General features: G+C 65.9%; 1 protein-coding gene. It reads left to right on the top strand.

What is annotated here, in order from left to right:
• Window positions 1-156: 156 nt before the first annotated feature.
• Window positions 157-891: IS256 family transposase (locus tag E5X88_RS33495; protein ID WP_292168555.1), on the top strand; the 735-nt coding region annotated here is incomplete at its 3' end.

Below are 891 nucleotides of genomic sequence, written 5' to 3'. Positions count from 1 at the left end.
GGTCGTGTCCCACCGCGTGGTGTAGGTCGGCGATAGCGAAGCCGCTCGCGAGCGCGCCCTCAACAGCGCTGTAGCGAGCGAGCGGCGCAGCGGCGGTCATCGATGTTCTTCGGTAGGGTTGGGTTGCTGACACAACCTGATTCGAAGGAACCACCGATGACCAACGACATGATGAACCTGCGCACGCTCGTAGAGAAGACCCCCGATGCCGATATCCTGCGCGAGATGATCGGCTTTGCCGCCGAGCGGCTGATGGAGCTGGAGGTGGGCGCCGCCACCGGCGCGGCCCATGGCGAGAAGAACCCACTGCGGCTTGTCCAGCGCAACGGCTACCGCGACAGAGACTGGGAGACGCGGGCCGGCACCGTCGAGCTGCGCATCCCCAAGCTCAGGAAGGGCTCTTACTTCCCGAGCTTCCTTGAGCCGCGGCGCATGGCCGAGAAGGCGCTGACCGCCGTCATCCAGGAGGCCTACGTCCAGGGTATCTCGACGCGCTCGGTCGACGACCTGGTCAAGGCGATGGGCATGAGCGGCGTCTCCAAGAGCCAGGTCAGCCGGCTGTGCGAGGAGATCGACGGCAAGGTGAAGGCCTTCCTCGACAGGCCCATCGAGGGCGACTGGCCCTATCTGTGGATCGATGCCACCTACCTGAAGGTGCGCCGCGGCGGACGCATCGTCTCGGTCGCCGTCATCATCGCCGTCGGTGTAAACGCAGACGGCCGGCGCGAAGTGCTGGGCATGGAGGTCGGCACGTCTGAGGCCGAGCCGATCTGGACGGAGTTTTTGCGCAAGCTGACCCGCCGCGGCCTGCGCGGCGTCAAGCTCGTCGTTTCCGATGCCCATGAAGGCATCAAGGCGGCCGTCACCAAGGTGCTGTGCGCGACATGGCAG

It is taken from the genome of Mesorhizobium sp., assembly GCF_004962245.1.
Classification (GTDB): Bacteria; Pseudomonadota; Alphaproteobacteria; order Rhizobiales; family Rhizobiaceae; genus Mesorhizobium.
Note: the sequence above shows the minus strand (reverse complement) of the source record. Positions and strands in the feature narration are given on the sequence as shown.